The organism is Paraburkholderia caledonica NBRC 102488 (genome assembly GCF_000685095.1).
GTDB lineage: Bacteria > Pseudomonadota > Gammaproteobacteria > Burkholderiales > Burkholderiaceae > Paraburkholderia > Paraburkholderia caledonica.
The window spans coordinates 34,579-53,434 of record NZ_BAYE01000007.1; the positions used below are offsets into that span (position 1 = coordinate 34,579).

General features: G+C 61.8%; 20 protein-coding genes and 1 tRNA gene. 6 read left to right on the top strand and 15 right to left on the bottom strand.

Going from position 1 to position 18,856, the window contains the following annotated elements:
• Positions 1 to 2 precede the first annotated feature (2 nt).
• Complete coding sequence (gene maiA, locus BCA01S_RS16115; RefSeq protein WP_027777790.1) at positions 3 to 647, top strand: maleylacetoacetate isomerase; 645 nt, start codon at positions 3 to 5, stop codon at positions 645 to 647.
• A 93-nt stretch (positions 648 to 740) separates the two neighbouring features.
• Here the strand turns inward: maiA and ftsY are convergent, their stop codons facing one another.
• Positions 741 to 1,922, bottom strand: coding sequence for a signal recognition particle-docking protein FtsY (ftsY, locus tag BCA01S_RS16120; RefSeq protein ID WP_027777791.1), 1,182 nt, complete (start codon positions 1,920 to 1,922; stop codon positions 741 to 743).
• Positions 1,923 to 2,164: 242 nt separating this feature from the next.
• Here ftsY and rsmD point away from each other — a divergent pair, with 242 nt between their 5' ends.
• The 3 genes from rsmD to BCA01S_RS16135 all read left to right on the top strand — a co-directional run bounded on the left by rsmD (position 2,165) and on the right by BCA01S_RS16135 (position 3,729).
• On the top strand, positions 2,165 to 2,779 hold the full coding sequence (rsmD, locus tag BCA01S_RS16125; protein ID WP_027777792.1) for a 16S rRNA (guanine(966)-N(2))-methyltransferase RsmD: 615 nt from the start codon (positions 2,165 to 2,167) through the stop codon (positions 2,777 to 2,779).
• Between the two features lie 113 nt (positions 2,780 to 2,892).
• Complete coding sequence (gene coaD / locus BCA01S_RS16130; RefSeq protein WP_020067005.1) at positions 2,893 to 3,408, top strand: pantetheine-phosphate adenylyltransferase; 516 nt, start codon at positions 2,893 to 2,895, stop codon at positions 3,406 to 3,408.
• A gap of 63 nt (positions 3,409 to 3,471) precedes the next feature.
• Positions 3,472 to 3,729: a YfhL family 4Fe-4S dicluster ferredoxin gene (locus tag BCA01S_RS16135; protein ID WP_013337947.1), complete on the top strand. Its 258-nt coding sequence runs from the start codon at positions 3,472 to 3,474 to the stop codon at positions 3,727 to 3,729.
• 65 nt (positions 3,730 to 3,794) lie between these two features.
• On the opposite strand, the gene hisC is transcribed toward BCA01S_RS16135, so the two are convergent.
• The 8 genes from hisC to BCA01S_RS16175 form a co-directional block, all read right to left on the bottom strand.
• The gene (hisC, locus tag BCA01S_RS16140; protein WP_027777793.1) at positions 3,795 to 4,874 is read right to left on the bottom strand and encodes a histidinol-phosphate transaminase; all 1,080 of its coding nucleotides are present in this window, start codon (positions 4,872 to 4,874) and stop codon (positions 3,795 to 3,797) included.
• Positions 4,875 to 4,989: 115 nt separating this feature from the next.
• On the bottom strand, positions 4,990 to 5,592 hold the full coding sequence (gene pth, locus BCA01S_RS16145; protein WP_027777794.1) for an aminoacyl-tRNA hydrolase: 603 nt from the start codon (positions 5,590 to 5,592) through the stop codon (positions 4,990 to 4,992).
• 150 nt (positions 5,593 to 5,742) lie between these two features.
• Positions 5,743 to 6,360, bottom strand: a complete 618-nt coding sequence (locus tag BCA01S_RS16150; protein WP_020066979.1) for a 50S ribosomal protein L25/general stress protein Ctc — start codon at positions 6,358 to 6,360, stop codon at positions 5,743 to 5,745.
• A gap of 163 nt (positions 6,361 to 6,523) precedes the next feature.
• Complete coding sequence (locus tag BCA01S_RS16155; protein WP_006048037.1) at positions 6,524 to 7,480, bottom strand: ribose-phosphate pyrophosphokinase; 957 nt, start codon at positions 7,478 to 7,480, stop codon at positions 6,524 to 6,526.
• 46 nt (positions 7,481 to 7,526) lie between these two features.
• A tRNA-Gln gene (locus tag BCA01S_RS16160) sits at positions 7,527 to 7,603 on the bottom strand.
• Positions 7,604 to 7,655: 52 nt separating this feature from the next.
• The gene (gene ispE / locus BCA01S_RS16165; RefSeq protein ID WP_027777795.1) at positions 7,656 to 8,537 is read right to left on the bottom strand and encodes a 4-(cytidine 5'-diphospho)-2-C-methyl-D-erythritol kinase; all 882 of its coding nucleotides are present in this window, start codon (positions 8,535 to 8,537) and stop codon (positions 7,656 to 7,658) included.
• A 60-nt stretch (positions 8,538 to 8,597) separates the two neighbouring features.
• Positions 8,598 to 9,230 (bottom strand): lipoprotein insertase outer membrane protein LolB, encoded by a 633-nt coding sequence (gene lolB, locus BCA01S_RS16170; protein WP_027777796.1) that lies wholly within the window; start codon positions 9,228 to 9,230, stop codon positions 8,598 to 8,600.
• A complete protein-coding gene (locus tag BCA01S_RS16175) occupies positions 9,230 to 11,071 on the bottom strand; it encodes a tetratricopeptide repeat protein (RefSeq protein ID WP_027777797.1) in 1,842 nt (613 codons plus the stop codon). Before BCA01S_RS16175 ends, lolB begins: the two co-directional genes overlap by 1 nt.
• An 87-nt stretch (positions 11,072 to 11,158) precedes the next feature.
• On the opposite strand from BCA01S_RS16175, the gene mutM reads away from it, so the two are divergent.
• Together mutM and mutY are read left to right on the top strand one after the other, a co-directional pair.
• Positions 11,159 to 11,989, top strand: a complete 831-nt coding sequence (gene mutM / locus BCA01S_RS16180; protein ID WP_027777798.1) for a bifunctional DNA-formamidopyrimidine glycosylase/DNA-(apurinic or apyrimidinic site) lyase — start codon at positions 11,159 to 11,161, stop codon at positions 11,987 to 11,989.
• A 6-nt stretch (positions 11,990 to 11,995) separates the two neighbouring features.
• Entirely contained in the window at positions 11,996 to 13,144 is a 1,149-nt protein-coding gene (gene mutY, locus BCA01S_RS16185; protein WP_027777799.1) for an A/G-specific adenine glycosylase, read from the top strand.
• A gap of 23 nt (positions 13,145 to 13,167) precedes the next feature.
• On the opposite strand, the gene BCA01S_RS16190 is transcribed toward mutY, so the two are convergent.
• The 6 genes from BCA01S_RS16190 to BCA01S_RS16215 form a co-directional block, all read right to left on the bottom strand.
• Entirely contained in the window at positions 13,168 to 13,803 is a 636-nt protein-coding gene (locus BCA01S_RS16190; protein WP_027777800.1) for an LON peptidase substrate-binding domain-containing protein, read from the bottom strand.
• A gap of 39 nt (positions 13,804 to 13,842) precedes the next feature.
• Entirely contained in the window at positions 13,843 to 14,736 is an 894-nt protein-coding gene (gene rapZ / locus BCA01S_RS16195) for an RNase adapter RapZ (protein ID WP_027777801.1), read from the bottom strand.
• Positions 14,737 to 14,839: 103 nt separating this feature from the next.
• The gene (gene hprK, locus BCA01S_RS16200; RefSeq protein ID WP_007179412.1) at positions 14,840 to 15,808 is read right to left on the bottom strand and encodes an HPr(Ser) kinase/phosphatase; all 969 of its coding nucleotides are present in this window, start codon (positions 15,806 to 15,808) and stop codon (positions 14,840 to 14,842) included.
• A 139-nt stretch (positions 15,809 to 15,947) separates the two neighbouring features.
• A complete protein-coding gene (locus BCA01S_RS16205) occupies positions 15,948 to 16,463 on the bottom strand; it encodes a PTS sugar transporter subunit IIA (RefSeq protein WP_027804462.1) in 516 nt (171 codons plus the stop codon).
• A 304-nt stretch (positions 16,464 to 16,767) separates the two neighbouring features.
• Positions 16,768 to 17,124, bottom strand: a complete 357-nt coding sequence (hpf, locus tag BCA01S_RS16210) for a ribosome hibernation-promoting factor, HPF/YfiA family (RefSeq protein ID WP_020066967.1) — start codon at positions 17,122 to 17,124, stop codon at positions 16,768 to 16,770.
• Between the two features lie 172 nt (positions 17,125 to 17,296).
• Positions 17,297 to 18,811, bottom strand: coding sequence for an RNA polymerase factor sigma-54 (locus BCA01S_RS16215; RefSeq protein WP_027777802.1), 1,515 nt, complete (start codon positions 18,809 to 18,811; stop codon positions 17,297 to 17,299).
• Positions 18,812 to 18,856: the final 45 nt, after the last annotated feature.

Below are 18,856 nucleotides of genomic sequence, written 5' to 3' on the forward strand. Positions count from 1 at the left end.
ACATGAAGCTCTACAGCTATTTTCGCAGCTCGGCGTCGTATCGGGTGCGGATCGCGCTCAACGTGAAGAACCTGCCGTACGAGTATGTGCCTGTGCATCTCGTGCGAGATGGTGGGGAGCAGCTGAAGCCGGAATATCGCGCGGTCAACGTGGATGGCATCGTCCCCACGTTGATCGACGGCCATGAGGTGATGCCGCAGTCGCTTGCCATCATCGAATATCTGGAAGAAACGCATCCCGAGCCGCCGCTTTTGCCGAAGGCGCCCGCCGACCGTGCGTATGTCCGCTCGCTCGCGTTGCAGGTGGCGTGCGAGATTCATCCGCTCAACAATCTGCGTGTGCTGAAGTATCTGAAACACACGCTGCGCGTGGAGAACGACGCGAAAGACGCCTGGTACCGGCACTGGGTGGACACAGGCTTTGCGACGCTGGAGGCTCACCTTGCGAGCGACGCGCGCACCGGCAAGCTCTGTTTCGGCGACGAACCGACACTCGCGGACGCGTGCCTGATCCCGCAGGTGTTCAACGCGCAGCGCTTCAACGTCGATACGTCGAAATATCCGACCATACAGCGCATTTACGACCACGCGATGCAAATCGACGCATTCGCGCGCGCCGCGCCCGGCGTGCAACCAGACGCCGAATGAGCCGTACCGCGTTGCCGGTGTAGAAAGGGCACTCCGAAGAGTGCCCTTTTTTGTGACTTGCTGGCGAGGCGCCGATAGTGGCGAGGCTTCCGCCTATCCGCCTAGCAATGCGTCGGAGAACTCTTCAGCGCTGAAAGGCTGCAAGTCCTCCACCTTTTCGCCAACGCCAATGAAGTACACCGGGATGGGTCGTTGCCGCGCGATGGCTGCAAGAATGCCGCCTTTGGCCGTACCGTCGAGCTTGGTGACGATCAGGCCGGTCAAGCCGAGCGCGTCGTCGAAAGCCTTGACCTGCGCAAGCGCGTTCTGCCCGGTATTGGCGTCGATTACGAGCAACACCTCGTGCGGCGCGCCGTCCTGCGCCTTGCCGATCACGCGCTTGACCTTGCGCAGCTCTTCCATCAGATGCAACTGGGTGGGCAGACGGCCGGCCGTATCCGCCATCATCACGTCGATTTTGCGCGCCCGCGCGGCGCCGACCGCGTCGAAAATCACGGCCGCCGGATCGCCGCTTTCCTGCGACACCACGGTGACGTTGTTGCGTTGCCCCCAGATTGCCAACTGCTCGCGCGCGGCGGCGCGGAACGTGTCGCCGGCGGCAAGCAGCACCGACTGGTTGAAACTCTGCAGATGCTTGGCGAGCTTGCCGATGCTCGTCGTCTTGCCCGCGCCGTTGACGCCCGCGATCATCATGACGAGCGGCTGCGCGCGTCCGAGCATGAGCGAGCTTTCGAGCGGCTTGAGCAACTCGACCAGTAGCGTGCGCAGCGCCGTCTTGACCTGTTGCGGCTCCGTAAGACGCTCGGTGCGCACCTTCTCGCGCAGCGCTTCAAGCAGGAATTCGGTTGCGTCGACGCCCGCGTCGGACATGAGCAGCGCGGTTTCCAGCTCTTCGTAAAGATCCTCGTCGATCTTGGTGCCGACGAAAATGCCGGTGAGGCTCGAACTGGTCTTCGACAAGCCGGTCTTCAGGCGAGTCAGCCACGAGCGTTTCGCGCTCGCATCCTGCAACGGCGGAGGCACGATTTCGACCGTCTCGAGCGTCGATTCCTCGAAATCGGGCTGGGGCTGGGGTTCGGGCGAGGCGGCGGGCGGCGACACAATGCTCGCCGGCACGCTGGCACTTGCGGCCGGCCCGGCTTTCGCGGGCACAGGCGGCTCGGCCGGCGCTGCTGCAGCCGGCTCGTCAATTAGCCCCTCAGGCGCGATTTGCGATTCGTCTGGCGCGTTTTCGGACTCTTTCGAACCCTTGAATCGTTTGAAAAAGCTGAACATGATCTGGCGTGGTGAGAGCGCGCGCCGATGCGCGCGGCCGGTACAGCACCGGCGAAAGCGGCAGGCAGCGTTGCGATGCGGGATGCAAGGCGCTGGAAGCCGCACATTTTATCAGGCGCGCCGTCGCACGTTGTATAGGCCGAACGGCCAGGCTGGACGCGCCGCGCCCCTGTGGTAACGTTGGCGCTCCGGTCCGCTTGCTTCGACGCAGCGGACGCTTCTGTCAACGCAATCGAAACTGCATGCCCCGTTCAGCCTCTTCCCGCGCCCATGGCGCTTCGTCTAAAGGCGGTAAGCCGCACGCCATCCGGATTATTGGCGGCGACTGGAAACGCACGCCGCTGCCCGTGCTCGACCTCGACGGCTTGCGCCCCACGCCGGACCGGGTCCGCGAAACGCTGTTCAACTGGCTCGGGCAACGTCTGGATGGCCAGCGCTGCCTTGACCTGTTTGCCGGCAGCGGCGCGCTCGGCTTCGAAGCGGCGTCGCGCGGCGCCGCACGCGTATTAATGGTTGAGCGTAACTCGCGAGCGGCGTCCCAGTTGCGGGCGAACCAGGAACGACTCGCGGCGCGGATGATCGAAATTGCCGAGGCGGACGGTTTGCGTCTTGCAGCGAGTCTGCCGCCCGGTTCGTTCGACGTGGTATTCCTCGACCCGCCGTTTGGCTCGGATGTACTGGACAAAGCGCTCGCGCTGGCGGCTCCGCTCGTGAGCGGCGACGGTTTCCTGTATGTGGAAGCCGGCGTGGCGATCGAGCCCGGCGCGAACGAAGCGCTTGCCGGGTGGGAAATCGTGCGGCAGGGCAAAGCGGGCGCTGTCCACTTCCATTTGCTGCAACGCGAAAATGAGGAATAATGCGCCTTCCATAACAAGCGCCGGACGGGTTCGCCGTCACGCGCGCGGCCGGTGCCAAATGCGTCGCGTGGACGCTTTGACGTGCCCATCTGTCTGAAGAGAGGAGAAGTCTCATGGTAGTCGCCGTGTACCCGGGCACGTTCGATCCGCTAACGCGCGGTCACGAAGACCTCGTTCGGCGCGCGTCGAGCATCTTCGACACGCTGGTGGTCGGCGTCGCCGACAGCCGCAACAAGAAGCCGTTCTTTACGCTGAAAGAGCGGCTCGATATCGCTCACGAAGTGCTGGGCCATTACCCGAATGTTCAGGTCATGAGCTTCAAAGGGCTGCTGAAGGACTTCGTTCGCAGCAATAACGCGCGAGTGATCGTGCGCGGGCTGCGCGCGGTGTCCGACTTCGAGTATGAGTTTCAGATGGCGGGCATGAACCGCTATCTGTTGCCCGACGTCGAGACCATGTTCATGACGCCGTCCGATCAGTACCAGTTCATCTCGGGAACGATCGTGCGCGAGATCGCGCAGCTGGGCGGCGACGTGAGCAAGTTCGTTTTTCCGTCGGTCGAAAAATGGCTGAAGGAGAAGGTTGCGGCATTGGACCCGGATAACGGTGCTTCGGCGGCGCAGCCGTAACCGGCGTAAACTGTCGGTTTGACGGATCAAAGCCGGCTGCGGCCGGCGCGAAGTGAGAGAAGTATGGCCCTGATGATTACCGACGAGTGCATCAATTGCGACGTGTGCGAGCCCGAGTGCCCGAACGACGCGATTTCGATGGGCCCGGAAATCTACGTGATTGACCCAAAGAAGTGCACTGAGTGCGTCGGTCATTTCGACGAACCGCAGTGCATCCAGGTGTGTCCGGTCGAGTGCATTCCGCGCGATCCCGAGCACCTCGAAACGCCGGAAGGCTTGATGGCGAAATATCACGCATTGCAGGCAGCAAAGAGCGCGTGATGTTGTTGCGATGGAAATGTGAAGCGGCGAGCCACGGGCCTCGCCTTTTTTTTGCGCAGATCTGCTCAGCCGATGTAAGCGCTAAATATGTCGCGCAATGCGTCGAGCAGAATGCCGCATTCGGCGTCGGTACCGACCGAAATGCGCAGGTGCTGGTCGATTCTCGGTGCGTTGAAGTGACGCACGAAAATTTCCCTTTCACGAAGAAGAGACACGAGCATTGCCGCGTCGTAGGCCTCGTGACGCGCAAAAAGCAGATTGGCTGCCGACGGCACGACGTCGAAGCCTAGCGCCGTCAGCCCCGCGCTCAGTCGCTCCCGGCTTGCAATCACCTTTGCGCAGGTGTCGCGAAACCACCGGTCGTCTTCGTAGGCCGCGCGGGCGGCGACTTGTGCGAGGCGGTCGAGCGGATACGAATTGAAGCTGTCTTTTACCCGATTGAGCGCGTCGATTAGGTCCGCGTTGCCAAAGGCGAAGCCGACGCGCATGCCCGCCAGCGAGCGCGACTTGGACACTGTCTGCACAACGAGCAGATTCGGATAGCGATCGATCAGTCCGATCGCCGATTCGGCTCCGAAGTCCACATAGGCCTCGTCGATCACCACAACGGAATCAGCGTTTTTCGCTACGAGGCGCTCAATATCGGCGAGGGGCAACGGACGTCCGGTGGGCGCATTCGGATTCGGAAACAGGATGCCGCCGTTCGCAACGGCGTAGTCGTCGACGTTGAGCGCGAAACCATCGTCGAGCGGAATCGTCTGGTAGTCGACCTCGAAAAGCCTCGCGTACGTGGGATAGAAGCTGTACGTGATGTCAGGGAACAGCAGAGGCTTGTCGTGCTTGAGCAAAGCCTGGAACGTGAGCGCAAGCACTTCATCTGAGCCGTTGCCCGCAAAGACCTGATCCGCACGGATGCCGTGGTACGTGGCGACCGTTTCGCGCAACTTGAGCGCGGTGGGGTCCGGGTAGCGGCGCAGCGACTCACCCGTGTCGCCGAGTTCCTGGCGAATCGCCTCGAGCACGCGGGGCGACGGAGGGTAGGGATTTTCGTTGGTGTTCAGCTTGACCGGACGGGCGAGGAGGGGCTGTTCGCCCGGCACATACGGCGTCAGACGGTGAACAATGTCACTCCAGTATCGGCTCAAAGCGCTCTCCTATCGTTGCAGTGCGGTTGGTCGGGGTTGGCGCTCCGGCCGCTCTTGCTGCTCTGGCACGAGGCCGCGCTGCTTCATCCCAACCTGCGCCGCCGAGCAACACAGCTTAAGAATTGCGATGCAGTTGCATCATTGCCCGTTCAAGCTCGCCTTTGACGATCTGCGGCATGACTGCCAACGCGCGCTCGATGGACGCGTCGATCACGTCTTGCTCTTCGCGCCGCGGCGGTTTCAGCACGTAGTTCGCGACGTCGGGCTTGGCGCCCGCACGCGCACTTTCGGGAATCAGGTCGCGCGGATGCCCGATGCCGATGCGCAGCCGCCAATATTGCTGCGACGACAAATGCGCGGTGATGTCCTTCAAGCCATTGTGTCCGCCGCTCCCCCCGCCGAGCTTGAGCTTTACGCTGCCGGGCGGCATGTCGAGCTCGTCGTGCGCGACGAGTATCTCGTCGGGAAGAATCTTGAAGAACTGCGCCACCGCGACGACGGACTGACCCGAGCGGTTCATATAAGTCTGCGGCTCCAGCAGGTGCAATTCCTCGCCGTGGAGTCGCGCCTTAGCGTAGAAGCCATGGAAGCGCCGCTCGTCGCGCAGCGTTGTGCCCGCCTCGCGCGCCATTTGATCCACCAGCCAGAAGCCGGCGTTATGGCGCGTCGCAGTGTATTCGGCGCCCGGATTGCCGAGGCCGACGATCAGCTTGATCATGATTGCGTGGGTCCATCTTGGCCCGCAAACCAAACGCGGCCGGGCCGAAATAACCGAAAAAAAACCCGCCGGGGCGAGCCTCGGCGGGTCACATCGATCGTCTCATTGAAACGGATCGAGAGGATTACTTGCTCGCTGCGCGAGGCGCACTCAAGCAGCCGGCGTTTCGCCTTCACCAGCAGCGGCGTCGCTTTCGGACACTGCGCCAGCCGGGATCGTTGCAGCAGCGACCACCGGGTTTTCTGCTTCGACGTGAGCAACCAGCGACACGCCTGCCGGCAGCGGGATGTCCTTAGCGTGAACCGATTGACCAGCTTCGATCTTGGCCAGGTCGACTTCAATGAATTCAGGCAGTGCCGACGGCAGGCACTCGATTTCCAGTTCATTGACGACGTGCGAGATAACCGCGCTCGCCAGCTTCACAGCCGGGTTGCTTTCCTGGTTCATGAAGTGCAGCGGCACCTTGGTGTGCAGCTTCTTCGATGCATCGACACGCTGGAAGTCCACGTGCAGCACGAGCTGACGGAACGGGTGGTATTGCACGTCGCGCAGCAGAACCTGTTGCGACTTGCCACCAACTTCCAGATCGAGGATCGACGAGTGGAAAACTTCTTTCTTCAGCGCGTGCCACAGCGCGTTGTGGTCCAGTTCGACCAATTGCGTTTCAGCACCAGCGCCATATACGATGCCCGGGGTCTTGCCCGAGTTACGCAGGCGGCGGCTCGCACCCGTACCTTGCAAAGAACGCTCGAAAGCGACAACTTTCATTTTGAATCTCCAATGCACTGCCCGCGACCAGGCAGTAAAAACGGGGCCCGCAAGCCGTTATGGCTGAGGCCCCAGAGCTGCGGCATGAACCTTCGTTCGTTCACGCCGATTGTGCAAAAGCGCGTGTGTCGCATGAAGCGATACACCGCGCCTTCGCAAATACTTAACTTTCAGCGAACAGCGACATGACCGAATCGCCGCGGCGGATCCGCGAGAACGTTTCGGCAAGCAGGCCGGCGCTGGTCAACGAACGGATCTTCGCGCACGAGCGGGCTTCTTCGCCGAGCGGGATCGTGTCCGTGACAACGAGTTCGTCGAGTGCGGATGCGGCAATGCGCTCGCCGGCGCCGCCCGACAGAACCGGGTGGGTGGCATAAGCGAAAACCTGCTTCGCGCCACGTTCCTTCAAAACCTGGGCCGCCTTGCAAAGGGTGCCGGCGGTGTCGACCATGTCGTCCATGATCACGCAGGTGCGGCCTTCCACTTCACCGATGATGTTCATCACCTCGGCAACGTTCGCCTTCGGGCGACGTTTGTCGATGATCGCGAGGTCGCAGTTCAACTGCTTCGCCAATGCCCGGGCACGCACCACGCCGCCGACGTCCGGCGAAACGACCAGCAGGTTCTCGTAGTTCTGCTTGCGCAGATCGCCGAGCAGCACGGGCGTAGCGTAGATGTTGTCGACGGGGATGTCGAAGAAGCCTTGAATCTGGTCGGCGTGCAGATCCATCGTGATGATCCGCTCGACGCCTGCGATTTCCAGCATGTTCGCCACGATTTTCGCCGAGATGGCGACGCGCGCCGAACGAGGGCGGCGATCCTGACGTGCATAACCGAAGTAGGGGATGGCTGCCGTGATCCGACCGGCCGATGCGCGCTTGAGCGCGTCGACCATGATCATCAGTTCCATCAGGTTGTCATTCGCCGGTGCGCACGTGGACTGCAGAACAAAGACGTCTTTGCCACGCACGTTTTCCTGAATCTCGACCTGGATTTCACCGTCCGAGAAACGGCTAACCATTGCTTTGCCGAGGGGAATACCGAGGATTTTGACGACTTCCTGTGCAAGCGCGGGATTTGCGTTGCCAGTAAAAACCATCAGGCCGTCATGGCTGCTCATCGTGCACCTGCTTCAGGCTGGGGGCGAGGGGAAATGCGAGAATTATTGGCAGGGGAGAAAGGATTCGAACCTTTGCATGCCGGAATCAAAATCCGGTGCCTTAACCAGCTTGGCGACTCCCCTACACTAACTTTGAGCCCCGCCGAACGTGGAGTTTCGTTCGACGATGCAAAACCTATGACGCGAAAGCAAAGAGTGGATGTTGTTCCAGACTGGCGGCCACTGCGCTGTTCCATTCGCCTGGCAGTTTAGCTTGCACCGCTTCTGCTTCAGCTTTACTACGGAACGCTGCAAAGACACTTGCACCAGATCCGGACATCCGCGCCGGCGCGACGTTTTCAAACCATCGCAGCACTTGCGCTACTTCCGCGTACTTTCCGACGACAACCTGCTGCATGTCATTACGGCCAAAGCTTTCTGGCCATTCAGTGTTGCAGCTAAGTTCTGCAGGAAAGTCCGTAATTGTGAGGGCTTTTGAATCTCTTGTCAACGCTTTTTCGGAAAAAATCGCTGCAGTCGGAACATGAACCCTCGGCGTCACTACCAGGAAATGACGCGGCGGCAATTGTACAACGTCTAAAGCTTCACCGACACCCTGGGCAAACGCATTTTTTCCAAAAACGAAAAATGGCACGTCGGCGCCGAGCTTCAACGCCAGCGCCTGCAATTCCAGCCGCGGCACGTTCAATTTCCACAGCCGGTTCAGCGCGAGCAGCGTGGTGGCGGCGTCGGAACTGCCGCCGCCAAGCCCTGCGCCCATAGGCAGGCGCTTTTCGATTTCAATGTCGACGCCTTCCGGCGAGCCCGTATGCGCTTTCAGAAGCGTGGCGGCGCGCACGGTGAGGTCGTGTTCGGGGAGCACGTCGGCGATTTCGGTGCTACGCGTGATGAGCCCGTCGGCGCGACGCTTGAAGTGCAGCGTGTCGCCCCAGTCGAGTAGCTGGAAGACCGTTTGCAGCGTGTGATAACCGTCCGGCCGGCGCCCGGTGATGTGCAGAAAGAGGTTGAGTTTCGCTGGCGCGAGGCAATCGCGCAGCGAGTCGGTCGTTTCGATCATGTCGAGGCTGCATGCGCCAAGGTGGCGCCGAATAAGCGGCAAGAGCGCGAGGCGCGCGTTTTATTGGTCCAGTACAAGCTTGATGTCGAGCGGCGGCTCCGAGCGCGTCAGATTCACCCGTTTTACGCCAGTGGCCGGCGCTTCGGCGTAAGCAAGATAGTCGATCGTCCAGCCGTCCTGAGTGATTTCCTTGAAGCGTGACGGCTGTTCCGGGTCTCGTTCCGTCTTGGCACGCGAGGTGGGCGCGGGCGAAGGCTGCAGCCAGTAACGCAATCCTTCGACGGGAAGTGCAAAGCCGAGCGCGTTTTGCATCAACGTGGAGACGTTGTCAGCGGTGAGCGGTTGGCGGTTCGGCAATTCAAGCGTGGCCGAAGCCGGCGACGACGTGACGATCGCCAGTGTCTGCCCAAGCGGATTGCGCAATTGCAAGGTCACCGTGTCGCCCGTTTCCTGCCACGAGAAATTGCCGTACGCATTGCGCTGCTGGCCATTCTGGTCGCTGTACTGGATGGCGAAACGGCCTTGGTAAGCACGGCTCGTTTGCGTGGTCACCGCGGTCGCCGCATTCGACGTGGACGGCCCCTGCGGTTTCACCGAGGCGCAGCCGACCAGTGTTACGACGGCCGCCGCAGCGAGCCCGAGCGCCGCGCGACGCGGCGCCCATGAAAAAGAATTGAAACGGGAAATACGCATCAAAGATCGTTCACCTGAAGACGTTGCAGCGTTTTGACGAGCGTTTCGTTGTTGGGTTCGAGCTTGCGAGCTTCGCGGAAAGCGGCGCGGGCCTGGTCCTGATCGCCGGCTTTCCACAGCACCTCGCCAAGGTGCGCGCCGATCTCAGCGTTCGGCTGAATGTCGTAGGCCTTGCGCAGCACTTTGATCGCGTCCGACGTGTTGCCCATGCGGTACTTGACCCAGCCGACGCTGTCCATGATGAACGCGTCGTTCGGTGCAAGCGACGACGCCTTCTCGACCAGCTTGTCCGCTTCCGCGAGACGCTGATTGCGATCGGCAAGCGAATAGCCAAGCGCGTTGTACGCCTGGGGATTGTCTGGCTGCGTCTGAATGAGCTTGCGCAACTGCGCTTCCATGACGTCGAAGTGGCCGTTCTTTTCGGCCGCCATTGCGTAGTCGTAGCTCAGATCCGGGTCGTCCGGAAATGCCGCCGTGGCTTGTTGCAGGCGCGTTTCCGCTTCAGGGTAGCGCTTCGCGTCGAACAGGATGGCCGCGTCGGTTCGTGCGACCAACGCCTGGTCGCGCGGATCGGCTGGCCGCAGATTGGCCAATTGGCGGCGTGCGTCGTCAGGCTTGCCTTGCTTCGCGAGCAGCTGCGCGCGCGTGATCTGCGCGGGCATGTACTGCTGGCTCGACGGCGAAATCTTGTCGAGCCAGTCGGCGGCGGCCGCTTCGTTCTTCTGTTCGAGCGACAACTGCGCAAGATAGATATACGCTTGCCCCGCATCCGCGCCAGGCGTCTTCTCGGCTTGCTGCGCGTACTGCGTGAGATAGGTCTGCGCCTCGTTGAAATTCTTCTGCTGGATCTTGATGAGCGCGAGCGCCATGAGCGGCGTGAGGTCGTTCGCATTCGCCTTGTGCATGATCTCGAACTGCTTTTGCGCGTCGTCCAGGCGGTCGCTCGCCAGATACATTTGAGCGAGCGCGAGACGCGCGTCATGCGATTTCGGGTTTTGCTGCACGTATTTCTCGAGTGACGCGATTCCTTCCTTGCGTTCCTCAGGGCCCATTTGCGACAGCATCAGCGCGGCGGGCAAATAGTCAGGCTTAAGGGCAAGCGCCTGTTCCAGCGACTTGCGAGCACCCGGCGCGTCATTGGAAACGAGTTGCTGACGTGCGATGGCCAGCTGCGCTTCCGGCCGGTTCATATCGTTCTTCAGCAGGTCCTGCAACACGTGCAGACCGCCGATGCGATTCGGTCCGCGAGAAATCAGCAACTGGAGCGCAAGAATTGCGCTGCCGCGATTCTGGGCGGGCACCTGCTCGAGCTCGCGCGCAAGCAGCGGCGCTGCGTCATCGGGCTTGCCTGACAGTACCAGCAGCGACGCGTCGAGTTGCGCGGCGCGTTCCGAGTTCGGCGCATACTGCTGCCACAATTGCGCGGCGGCCAACGCGTCTGACGGACTCTGCGCGGCCAGCGCGATTTCAGTGGCGCGCTGCGCCATGCGCGGATCGTGCGTGTCGCGCGCGAGCGCGAGATACGTCTGATAGGCGGGCGCAGGCTGATTACGCTGCAGCGCGACTTCGGCGGCGAGCACCTGGAATACGATCTGGCTCGTCAGTTGCACGTTCGGCAGCGCTTTCTGTTCTTCCGCTGACGGCGGGCCGAGCGGGTCGGACAGCGTGACCGAGGTGTCGTCCGACTCCGGCGATGGGTCCTGCGCGTGCGCGGGCAGCGCGGCGAACGCCCAGAGCGCGAGCGCGGCCACCCCCAGCGAGCGCCGCGCGGACACTGCGTGCGGCACGCGGGACGCGCTAGCCGGGCGCTTCGAAAACAGCTTCACGAAGGACAAGTTCATGGAAATCCGTTCAATGTTTCGGACGATTGTAACGCGCTCGCTACAATACGCGCACAACCACTCACGCAAGTTGCAGACCAGTTAGACATGCCAGAGCTGCCAGAAGTTGAGGTTACCCGACGAGGGATCGAGCCGTATGTGTCCGGCCGCAAGGTGCAGCGCGTCGATGTCCGTACGCCTGCGCTGCGGTGGCCGATTCCCGCGGACCTTGCGAAGACCTTGCGAGGGCACGTCGTGCGCAACGTCGAGCGGCGCGGCAAATATCTGCTGTTCGAAATCGACGCGGGTTGGTTCATCGTGCATCTTGGCATGACGGGCACACTGCGTGTATTGCGTCATGTGCCGCATCCTCCGGCCGCGGCGAAGCACGACCACGTCGACTGGATTTTCGACGATTTCGTTCTGCGCTTCCGCGATCCGCGACGCTTCGGCGCGGTGCTGTGGCATCCGCGTGAAGCCGGCGACGTGCTTGAGCATCCGTTGCTTGCGAGTCTTGGCGTTGAGCCGTTTTCGCCCGCATTCTCAGGCGCGCTGATGCACCGGCTCACGCGCGGGCGCAAGGTGTCGGTGAAGCAAGCTCTGCTGGCCGGCGAAATCGTGGTCGGCGTGGGAAATATCTATGCGTCCGAAAGCCTCTTTCGCGCAGGTATCCGGCCCACCATTGCGGCAGGCCGCGTCTCGCTCGTACGGTACGGCTTGTTGGCCGATGCGGTACGCGTGACGCTCGCAGCGGCGATCGAGAAAGGCGGCAGCACGCTGCGGGATTTCGTCGGCAGCGATGGCGAAAGCGGGTACTTCCAGCTCGACTATTTCGTCTATGACCGCGCGGGGCAGCCGTGCCGCGTGTGCGGCACGCCGATCAGACAGATCGTGCAAGGTCAGCGCTCCACTTACTTTTGTCCCACCTGTCAGCGCTAATTTTCAATGCCTTCCCGCTTAACTCCGAACTCCGGTCCGCGTTCCGCGCCGTCCGCCGCGCCTGCTGTATCCGCAGTGCCCGCATCTGCGCTGACGTCCCGGTTTGCCGCCCGGCTGATCGCGTGGCAGCGCAAGCATGGGCGCCATGATCTGCCATGGCAGAACACGCGCAACGCCTATCGCATCTGGCTGTCGGAAATCATGCTGCAGCAGACGCAAGTGTCGACGGTGATTCCGTACTATGCGAAGTTTCTCGCGCGGTTTCCGGATGTTGCCGCGCTTGCCGCGGCTCCCGTCGATGACGTAATGGCGCTGTGGGCCGGCCTCGGCTATTACACGCGCGCCCGAAACCTGCATCGCTGCGCGCAGGCGGTCGTCGAGCGGCACGGCGGCGCGTTCCCGGCTTCGGTGGACGAACTCGCGGAACTGCCCGGCATCGGCCGTTCCACCGCGGCGGCGATCGCGTCGTTTGCATTCGGCGCCCACGCGACGATTCTCGACGGTAACGTGAAGCGTGTGCTCGCGCGGGTGTTCGGCGTCGAAGGGTTCCCCGGCGAGAAGAAGGTCGAGAATGCTATGTGGACGCTGGCTGAATCGCTGTTGCCGTCGAATGCATCGGACGACGAAGTCAGCGCGTACACGCAGGGTCTGATGGACCTCGGCGCCACGTTGTGCGTGCGCGGCAAGCCTGACTGTTTGCGTTGTCCGTTCGCCGCCGACTGTGTTGCGAACCTGACGGGACGTCAGCGCGAACTGCCGACCGCGCGTCCGAAGAAAGCGGTGCCGACGCGTCGCACGTGGATGCTCGTGCTGCGCGACGGCGACGCGGTAATGCTCGAAAAGCGCCCGCCGTCCGGTATCTGGGGCGGCCTGTGGAGCTTACCCGAGGCTGCGGACGAAGCGGCACTCGCCGTGCGAGCGCGCGAGTTCGGCGGCGACGGCGCGGTGTCGCCGCTCGCGCCGCTCACGCATGTGTTCACGCACTTCAAACTGGAAATCGAGCCGCGGCTTGCAGAGTTCGATCGCGGTGTCGGCGCTCTCGCGGCGTTACGTGATGCGGACACGGCTTGGGTGTCGGTGAGCGATCTCGATTCTTTCGGCGTGCCCGCGCCCGTACGGAAACTTCTGGAGAGTCTGCAGGGTTCGCTGATCTGAGCGGTCACGCGCGGAGCGGCCTCTTACAGCAGTTGATGCTGCTGCATGTAGTGATGAACCACGTCGATGCGCGCGCCGGCATCCAGCATTTCCATGAGTTTCTGCCGCGCTTTTAATGCGATCGGCAGTACTTCGGCGAGACGGTTGGACACCCACGACGGGTCTTCCAGTTTGAACGGTTCAGCGAACGGCAGGCTTTCCGGATCACGCTCCTGGATCGTCGCGATGATGCGCTCCAGCACCTCCGCGCACGCGCCGAACTTGGCGAGTTGCTGGTTACCTTCCAGCGGCCGGTCTTCGCCGAGCGGCTCGGCCATACCGACCAGCAAACCGCTGCTTTCCACGCGATGCGACAGCAGCCGGAAGCGCCGCGTGCCGCGCGCGCGGATCAACAGCATGCCGAAGGTCTCAACGTCGCATTCTTCAATTTCGGCGAGGCAGCCGATTGATTCGGGCACCGAAGGCTCGTGTTCCCGCGCGACCTCGGCGCCGCTTTTCAACAGGCACACGCCGAACGGCGTCTTTTCGCGCAGGCAGTCGCGCGCCATATCGAGGTAGCGCGCTTCGAAGATTTTCAGCGGCAGAATGCCGTCAGGAAACAGAACGGTATGCAGCGGGAACAGCGGCACATCGGCGAGCACAGTAGAAGTAGAGGACATGGCGCAACGCTTCGAGTTAAGGCCGCGCGATGCGGCCAGTTAAGCCACTAACTTCGATGACGCCCCGGCGTCGACCGGTGCGTCGCGATGCCGCACGATTACATTCGCTGCATTGGCGAGACGCGCGGCAAGCGTCTCCGCAATGAACACCGAGCGATGTTGGCCACCCGTACAACCAATCGCGACTGTCAGATAACTGCGATTGTCATCGCGGAAATGCGGCAGCCATTTGGCGAGAAACTTCTCTATATCGTCGATCATTTCGTGAACGACCGGCAGCGCGTCCAGAAAATCGATCACCGGTTTGTCTAGACCCGTCAGCGGGCGCAACTCATGGTCGTAGTACGGGTTCGGCAGCGTGCGCACATCGAACACGAAATCGGCGTCGAGCGGCACGCCGCGTTTGAAGCCGAACGACTCGAACATCAGCACGAGACCTGCATGCTCCTGCTCGATAAAACGCTTCACCCACTGGCGCAGCACGTTCGCGCGCAGATTGCTCGTGTCGATCTGATGGCCGAATTCGGCAAGTCCCGCGACGAGCTCACGCTCGCGTTCAATTGCTTCCGCAAGCGACGTGAGCAACCCGACATCTGCGTCATGCGCGGTCGAGCCCGACAACGGATGGCGGCGACGCGTTTCTGAGAAGCGCTGAATCAGCGACTGCGTGCTCGCGTTGAGGAACAGCACCCGCACGTCGTGAGCGCGCGAGAGGTCGCGGATCATCGCGGGCATGTCGTCGAGTGACGCACTCGAGCGGGCGTCGATTGCGACCGCGAGGCGGTCGTTTCCGTCTTCGGCGAGGTAGGAGGCGAGTTCGGGCAAAAAGCGCGGCGGCAAATTGTCGACGCAGTAATAGCCCGCGTCCTCAAGCGCGTTGAGCGCGACGGATTTGCCAGAGCCGGATATGCCGGTGATGAGGATTATGCGCATGGAGTCGTGAAATCGGTCCGTTTCATCATAGCATCTGACTGCTCTCGCGCGTACCTGCAGCCGGCCACTGGCGTGGGCTGCAAGTACTCGATCTACGACCGACTCAGATCAGTTTGCCGGGAAACTGACTATCCGGGTCCTGCATGGCGAGGCGCTGTCGGTCCATGAAGTCACGCAGCGTGTCGATGCCGCGCAATTGCAGGATGGTATTGCGCACCGCAGCTTCGACCAGCACCGCGAGGTTGCGGCCTGCGGCCACCTGAATCGTGACCTTGCTGATGGGCAGGCCGAGCACGTCGACGGTTTGGCTCTCCAGCGGCAGCCGCTGGAATTCACCGTCAGGACGGCGTACCAGTTGCACGATCAACTTGAGCTTCATTTTCCGGCGCACGGCGGTTTCACCGAAAATCGTCTTGATGTCGAGCAGCCCCAGGCCGCGCACTTCCAGCAGATTTTGCAGCAGCGGCGGGCACCGCCCTTCGACGAAGTCCGGGCCTAGCCGGACGAAGTCGACGGCGTCGTCGGCGACGAGGCCGTGCCCGCGGCTAATGAGTTCGAGACCGAGCTCGCTTTTGCCGAGACCCGAGTCGCCGGTGAGTAGCACGCCCATGCCGAGAATGTCGAGGAACACGCCATGCAATGTGGCGCGCGGCGCGAGAATGCGCGACATGTATAGGCGCAGGCTGTCGATCACCGCTGCCGCCGACATCGGCGTCGTAAACAGCGGTGTGGACGAGCGCGTGCAGCGAAGCACCAGTTCCGGCGGAGCTGCGACGCCGCCCGCCACCACGAGGAACGGCGGTTCCAACGCAATAAGCTCGGCCATGTGGCGCGAGCGGTCTTCGTCGGTCTGGCGCTTGTAGTAGTCGATTTCGGCGTCGCCGAGGACCTGGATCCGGTTCGGGTGGATCAGGTTCAAGTGGCCGACGAGGTCCGCGCTCGACGTGGCATTGGCGACCGATTCTGAAGAAAAGCCGCGTTCCCAGCCTTCATGCCCTGTCAGCCAGCTTAGCTTCAGCGTGGCGGCGTTATCGTCGAAAATGCTCTGGGCGTTGATGCTGGACGTATCCATGAGTCAGTGACTCCAGTGTTGGCCGCTTGCCGGGCAAACCGCTGGCCACGCTAACGCGGGCCGTGCGCCGAGCCTGGCTATATCCGCACGCGGGCGGTGGGACGTGCGGATAGGCGGCGTGCGGATGACCGCCGCTGCATCAAGGTTGCCACTGAGTGAGCAGGCGATGCAATGATTCGCGGTCTTCTTCCGTATGCAGGCGCTCGCGGGCCTCGCGATCGGACAAAAGTTGCGCGATTTCCGAAAGGATTTCGAGATGCTGCTGCGTGGCCTGTTCAGGCACGAGCAGGAAGATCAGCAGCGAGACCGGCTGGCCGTCGGGCGATTCAAAGGGAATGGGTTCGGCCAGACGGACAAACGCGGCGAGCGGCTGCTTGAGTCCTTTGATGCGGCCGTGCGGAATCGCGACGCCTTCGCCAAGCCCTGTCGATCCGAGGCGCTCGCGCGCAAACAGATTGTCTGTGACCGTGCTACGGGCGATGCCGTTCTGGTTCTCGAAGATGAGGCCCGCTTGCTCGAACACGCGCTTTTTGCTGGTGACCGATAGTCCGACGACGACGTTCTCGAGGGGAAGAAATTTGGCTAAACGATTCATGTTGACAGGCGAAAACGTGGCCTGGGTTCTCCTCGCTGGGGCGATTGATTGGCGTTCCATTCGTTTGATGCTCACCGCGATGTGCGTTGGAGTCCGAAAGCACAGTACTCCGGCAGACCGCGTGCATGCGACCTAGACCCCGATGGTAACCGGAACATTATAGAACAGGGCGGCGGCGTATGGTGCGGCGCGCCATCAATGCTCAATAGGTTCTTTTTTCAGGGCGATTCGCGCCGCGGCAACCTTGCGGATCGTTCGGTGGGAACCGGACAGCAACCGACAAACAAACCGCAATCCCAACGAAAAACCGCCCGAATTCGGGCGGCTGAGGTGAAGCGAAATGAAGTAAGTCTTCTAATTTCGCTTACTGCGGCGGCACGTCAAGTTGCGGCGCCGGTTGATACTTGATCGCTTCGTGCTGATGGCCTTGCAGACGATCCTTGTGACGTATCACTTGCCGGTCGAGCTTGTCGATCATGAGATCGATCGCAGCGTAGAGGTCGCTGTCGCAGCTCTCGACAAAAATGTCCTTGCCCTTCAAATGCAGGTTGATTTCAACCTTTTGCCGCTTGTCCTTTTCCTTGTGGTTGTCGACCGAGAGGACCACACTGCCGTCGATGACCTGATCGAAATGTCTTAGCACCCTATCCAGTTTGGTGATCACGTATTCGCGCAACGCAGGCGTTACTTCGAGGTGGTGTCCACTGATCTGCAGATTCATAGTGCTTCTCCAAGCTAATGGCCGCTTGGTCCGCACGATGACGTAGGTCCGGTCGATCTGTCGGCTTGCCTGAGTCGCCCCCCCGGTGACTGACTTCTGGCAGGTCGCATCGGCCGGCCTGTCCGCCAACTTGCGGAGCGGCCGGTAAATGCCCGCCACGGAAGGCGACGGGCTACAGAGACTTGCGCAGGTTGACTGCCGGAATCCTGAGTGCTTCGCGATACTTCGCCACGGTGCGCCGTGCGACCACGAAGCCCTGTTCCGCCAGCAGTTCGGCTATGCGGCTGTCTGAAAGAGGCGTTTTTGCGTTTTCCGCTCCTATCAGTTGCTTGATGAGCGCGCGAATGGCCGTGGAAGAGGCCGCGCCGCCCGTGTCTGTCGAGACATGCGATCCGAAGAAGTACTTGAACTCTAGCGTCCCGAACGGGGTGAGCATGTACTTACCGGTTGTCACACGCGAGACAGTCGACTCGTGTAGGCCCAGCGTATCAGCAATTTCCCGCAAAACCAAGGGGCGCATAGCAATTTCGCCGTGCACAAAAAAGCTCTTCTGGCGCTCCACAATGGCCTGCGCGACGCGCAGGATTGTTTCGAAACGTTGCTGGATATTCTTGATGAGCCAGCGCGCTTCCTGCAGTTGCTGGCGCAACGAACCGCTGCCCGGATCGCCGCGGTTGTTGCGCAGAATATTGGCGTACAGGTGATTGATGCGCAGCTTCGGCACCACTTCGGGATTGAGTTCAGCCTGCCAACCCTGGGCGGTTTTGCGCACCATGATGTCCGGCACCACATAGTCCGCTTCGGCCTTGCCGTACGCCGCGCCGGGGAACGGCTCGAGCGAGCGGATCAGCATGTGCGCGTCGCGCAGGTCGTCGTCGTTTGCTTTCAGATGCTTGCGCAGACGCGTGAAATCGCGCGCGGCCAGCAGTTCCAGATAATGGGCGACGATTTCGAGCGCGAGCGTTCGCGTGGGCGAGGACGGCAGCCGCAATAGTTGCAGCTTGAGACACTCGGAGGCGGAGCGTGCGCCGACGCCCGCCGGGTCGAAGCTATGCAGCAGCGCGAGCGCGGCATTCAGCTCGTCGAGGTCGACTTCGAGTTCTTCCGGCAGATCCGAGAGCACTTCGTCGAGCGTGGCGGCAAGGTAGCCGTCGTCGTCTAGCGACTCGATCAGGAAGGTAATCAGCGCCCGGTCACGCTGACCCGCCTGCGTAACGCGGAGTTGCGCCATCAGGTGATCGCGCAGCGAAGTACTCGATTCGTGAATTTGCAGCGGGGGTAGATCGTCGTCGTCGGAGGCGTTGCCGGAGCGGCCGTAGTCGTCGAGATTCCATTGCGACGCGTCGCCGTTGCTGTCGCCCGAGAGGCCGTTGTACTCGTCCACGCCTTGCGGCTCGCCGTTTTCCGCGCGCTCACTGCTGCTGGACGATGACGAGCCGTTGCCGCCCATCTGGTCGGGTGGCGCTGACGAACTGGGTGTCTGGGTAATCAGCGAACCGTCGGCCGCCACGCGAAGCGGGCTCGCGATCCAGTCGTCCTCGTTCTCAAGGAGCGGATTCTGCGAGATCGCGGTTGCCACTTCCTGCTGCAGTTCGAGCGTGGACAGCTGAAGCAGCCGGATGGACTGCTGCAGTTGCGGGGTCAACGCAAGATGCTGCGATAGGCGGAGTTGGAGGCTGGCTTTCATGGCAAGTTCAGATTCATTGTAGAGAGTTTGCCACGACCGCGATAC